Here is a 4,364-nt window from a genome sequence, read left to right on the forward strand (position 1 = left end):
AATCCATTCGCTCGACTTGCATGTATTAGGCACGCCGCCAGCGTTCATCCTGAGCCAGGATCAAACTCTCCAATAAAGTTAGTTTGTCTAGCATCTAAAAATAAAAATTGACGTTTCACGTTGTTTGTTTCGTTCAGTTTTCAAAGAACTACTCGGTCGCTCATTCGCGACTTCCTTATGTTAACATCTTCGTTAGCTAATGTCAACCAAGTTTTTTATTTCGTTTGTCGTCTTCTGCGTTATTGCATCGGCGACTTGTTCTATATTACACCTCTATATACTAATCGTCAATACCTTTTTATAAAGATATTCAATTTAATATTTTTATGCTCTTTTAGCTAGATACGCCACTACAAGGATCCATTACTGGAATCCCCCTTCTGCTTCTCTTTAATCTATTCTTTCAAGTTAACTTAAACCCTAGACTTAATTTGCACAGAATTTTTTACCCAACAAAACTAACAACCCGACTTTAATAAATACTAATATGTAATTAAAAAGTTATTACACTCCCTAATACTTCTTTGTTTAACACGCACTCTATTAGAAACGATTGAAGATATACGCATTCTTATAACAGACAACGATACAGAAATTCATAATAAACTCATATACTACTCTAGTTATAGAGTCCTGAGTTCCCCTTATATGAAGTAATGGTTGCTTATCTGTTTACTCGTAAATATACAGAAACATACTAATATATTTACTAACTATCCTTATGTCACTGAAATATCAACCTTATATCTCTTTCATCTTTAGCATCATCCATTTCCATACAGCCATATCCTCTTAATAAACATTTAAGATATGCTCAAGGTCCGAATAGATTAATAGCATTTCTTTTTAAACACATATACTGGATTAAAAATACGCACCTCAATTGATCAAGTGTACCAAACATGCACAAAGAGAACATTCGTTCTTTTCATTACTTCAGTTTTTATAACATTAAAAGATGTTTATCCTATACCTATATTTACGTTTGCCGCTAGAAGAACGAATCGTTCCACTAACAAAGCATTTAGTTTTATTGTTTTTAGTATATATTTTATATCTCTTCCCTTTTGAAATACATATAGAGTCATAAATTCTTTTATTTCTACCTACAACTCTAAGAATACGCAACAATAAAAACAAAATTCTGCAACAAGGTATACTACGGCTGTACAATTATAAATCATAATCTTCTTAACATCTATAGTAGTCCTGTCAGTATGTAACGCAAATATACATTGAAAAATTTCAATATAAAATGAGCCGGAATTTCTACTCTAAGAAAAATCCGGCTCTTATTTTTAGGCCACAGCCAAAATCATTTTTACATTTAGTATTAAATGTCTATTCAATATTCCCTACTCCGCTCTGCTGAAGGTGAATGTATCATATCTGTCACTGCACGATATAAATTTTCTGGATGTTCAGCTATCCGGTGACATAGATACAAGTACCACTCTTTCCCATAAGTCAAATATACTCTAGCGTTATGTCCTTTGTTTTTCAAATCTCTTAACATATCCGGACGAATTCCATATAGCATTTCTATTTCTACATTAGTTTGACTAAAATATTGACGTTGCTCCATCTCTGTAATAAGAATTTCATCATGTGTAGCTATAGATACAGGATGATTGTGTTCAACTAATTGTTCTACAATTTGAAGATACTGTTGATTTAAATCAGTTGACCTAGGCATAGCAATATCCGGAACTTCTTGATAGGCACCTTTTACAACTCTTATTTTCCCTGGATAATGAAGGAGTTCTTGAATATCATTGTTTGAGCGATATAAATGTGTCTGTATTGTTATCCCTACATTATGATATTGCTCAGTTACCTTTTTATAAATGGAAAGAATGTCCGCTGCTTTAGATGATTCTTCCATACTTATCATAAGGGTAGTTCCATGTACTTTCGCCTTCTCTGCCAACTCCATTAAATGAATATAAGATATTTCTGGATCTATAGATAACCCAATATGCGATAAATCGAGTGATACTGTTTGTTTCATAGATAGAGTACCCATGTCCCCAATAAGATTCAAAAACTCATTTTTAGCTTTATAACATTCCTCTATATCTAGAGTATTTTCCCCTATGTATTCTAGTGAAGTATGATAACCTTTTGTAATTAGTTCCTTTGCCGTCCCAATCCCCTCATGTCTCGTTTCTCCGGTGACAAAGCGTTTCGCAGCTTGTAATAATAACGCATAGAGTTCAGTAGATTGTTGTACATAGGATTTTATATGTTCATTTCGTGCAATCGATTTAAATGCCTGAGCTACTTGGAATTCTGGTTTAGTCATCACATTTTCATCCCCTTTAGAACTATTTGATCCAACTATAGCATGCTAAAATGGTTTGTATTAGTACCATTTCACCCAAACTTTTATGGTACCAATTTTGCTGAAGGGAGCATTTATATGCTTTGGATACCTATTGATCGATCGTTAGATATAAGTTTAATTCGACAGGTTTATCACCAAATACGTGAACGAATATTAAACGGAGAGCTGCAATCCGGAGAAAAACTACCATCAACACGGGAATTATCTTCTGAGTTAGGGGTGTCTAGGAACGTAATTTTAGAAGCTTATGATCAATTATTTTCCGAAGGTTTTTTGGTCACTCAGCAAGGAGCCGGGACATTCATTGCAGAAGGGACATATTTAGAACAACGTAAAAAATTAACTCTAATTGATTCTTTATCTTGGTGCGAAGAAAGAAACAAAGACAGTAATATCATTAATTTCCGTTCAGGGATACCAGCATTAGACTTATTTCCACGTAAGGGATGGGCAAAGTTATCCCACACTATATGGAATGAAACACCTCCTTCTACATTTGGATACGATATTCCCGAAGGGCGCCCCGAATTAAGAAAGGTTTTATCACGCTATTTACTAAAAACAAGAGGAGTTTTTTGTCATCCAGAACAATTGGTGATTACTTCCGGTGCAACTCAAGCTTTAACACTTGTTTCTAAGTTACTTTTATCACCAGGTGACGAAGTACTAATAGAAGATCCCATCACCAATGACATTCAAACAATTTTTAAAAATTCAGGAGCCTTACTTTCTCCTATACCGGTTGATGATAATGGAATGGATACATCTTTGCTGCCTGCAAATAAAAATCCAAAATTCATCTTCATTACTCCTTCTCATCAGTTTCCTTTAGGTGGAACGTTACCGATTCAACGACGGGTTCAATTGATTAACTACTCAAGAAAAACAAATTGTTATCTTATTGAAGATGATTATGACAGTGAGTTTCGATATGAAGGTTCACCTGTAAGTTCATTACAGGGATTGGATCCCGAACGTGTTATATATATAGGTTCATTTAGTAAAATTTTATCACCGGCCCTTAGGATGGGATACTTAGTTCTTCCCTCACACCTTATTGAAAAATGTCGCAGGGTAAAATGGTTTTCCGATCTACATACACCTTCTTTAAATCAGCTTGTCCTTGCTAAATTTATTGCCGAAGGTTATTTGGAACGGCATATTATGAAGATGAAAAAAATCTATAAAAATCGAAGAGACTTCCTTATCCAGCAATTAAAATCAGCATTCTCAAATAAAATCAATATTTTTGGTTATTCTACAGGATTACACCTGATTGTTGAATTCAATCAAGTTCAATTCACACAAGAATTACTTGAGAAAACCCAACAACTCGGAGTGAAGGTATATCCTGTGGAAGACCACGCCATTGAAAAAGGAAAACATCACAATCGAATTATTATAGGGTATGGACATTTAACAACTGAAGAAATAAAAGAGGGTGTGAGTAGGCTACAGAGGGCAATACCTCGTATATATTCTTGTTAACAAATAGACTTTAAAGCTCAAAATTAAAGAGCCTAAAAAACTCAGCCTTATTTTTCTGAAGGTATGCTAAAACAAAGCTATTTCTTACTAGATAAACGTACTCATAGAGCCGATATTAATTACACGCTTATTTCATTAAACACAAAAAAGACGAGTCATTCTGACTCGTCTTAAAGTTGCTTGGCGACGTCCTACTCTCACAGGGACAAGGTCCCAACTACCATCGGCGCTAGAGAGCTTAACTTCCGTGTTCGGTATGGGAACGGGTGTGACCTCTCTGCCATCATTACCAGACTTTTATCATTATACACATTCTTTTCAGAATGTCAAAAGGAATTTTAAATATATATTCCTTCAAAACTAGATAACATTGCTACATATTATATGGTTAAGTCCTCGATCTATTAGTATTCGTCAGCTCCACATGTCACCATGCTTCCACCTCGAACCTATCAACCTGATCATCTTTCAGGGATCTTACTAGCTTACGCTATGGGAAATCTCATCTTGAGGGGGGCTTCATGCTTAG

General features: G+C 34.8%; 2 protein-coding genes and 3 rRNA genes. 1 reads left to right on the top strand and 4 read right to left on the bottom strand.

Annotated features, from left to right (window positions below):
- Positions 1 to 76 (bottom strand): 16S ribosomal RNA (locus BM089_RS30055); the annotation flags it as partial.
- Between the two features lie 1,269 nt (positions 77 to 1,345).
- The gene (locus tag BM089_RS30060; RefSeq protein ID WP_090979131.1) at positions 1,346 to 2,305 is read right to left on the bottom strand and encodes a proline dehydrogenase family protein; all 960 of its coding nucleotides are present in this window, start codon (positions 2,303 to 2,305) and stop codon (positions 1,346 to 1,348) included.
- A 117-nt stretch (positions 2,306 to 2,422) separates the two neighbouring features.
- Here BM089_RS30060 and BM089_RS30065 point away from each other — a divergent pair, with 117 nt between their 5' ends.
- Entirely contained in the window at positions 2,423 to 3,835 is a 1,413-nt protein-coding gene (locus tag BM089_RS30065) for a MocR-like pyridoxine biosynthesis transcription factor PdxR (protein WP_090979133.1), read from the top strand.
- A 178-nt stretch (positions 3,836 to 4,013) separates the two neighbouring features.
- Here the strand turns inward: BM089_RS30065 and rrf are convergent.
- Positions 4,014 to 4,129, bottom strand: a 5S ribosomal RNA gene (gene rrf, locus BM089_RS30070).
- Between the two features lie 90 nt (positions 4,130 to 4,219).
- A 23S ribosomal RNA gene (locus BM089_RS30075) occupies positions 4,220 to 4,364 on the bottom strand; the annotation flags it as partial.

Source organism: Bacillus sp. 5mfcol3.1 (assembly GCF_900114335.1).
GTDB classification, from domain to species: Bacteria; Bacillota; Bacilli; order Bacillales; family Bacillaceae_G; genus Bacillus_A; species Bacillus_A thuringiensis_S.

Coding starts and splice junctions, on each gene's coding strand:
- BM089_RS30060 (WP_090979131.1), bottom strand. CDS start 2,305: ATGACTAAACCAGAATTCCAAGTAGCTCAGGCATTTAAATCGATTGCA.
- BM089_RS30065 (WP_090979133.1), top strand. CDS start 2,423: ATGCTTTGGATACCTATTGATCGATCGTTAGATATAAGTTTAATTCGA.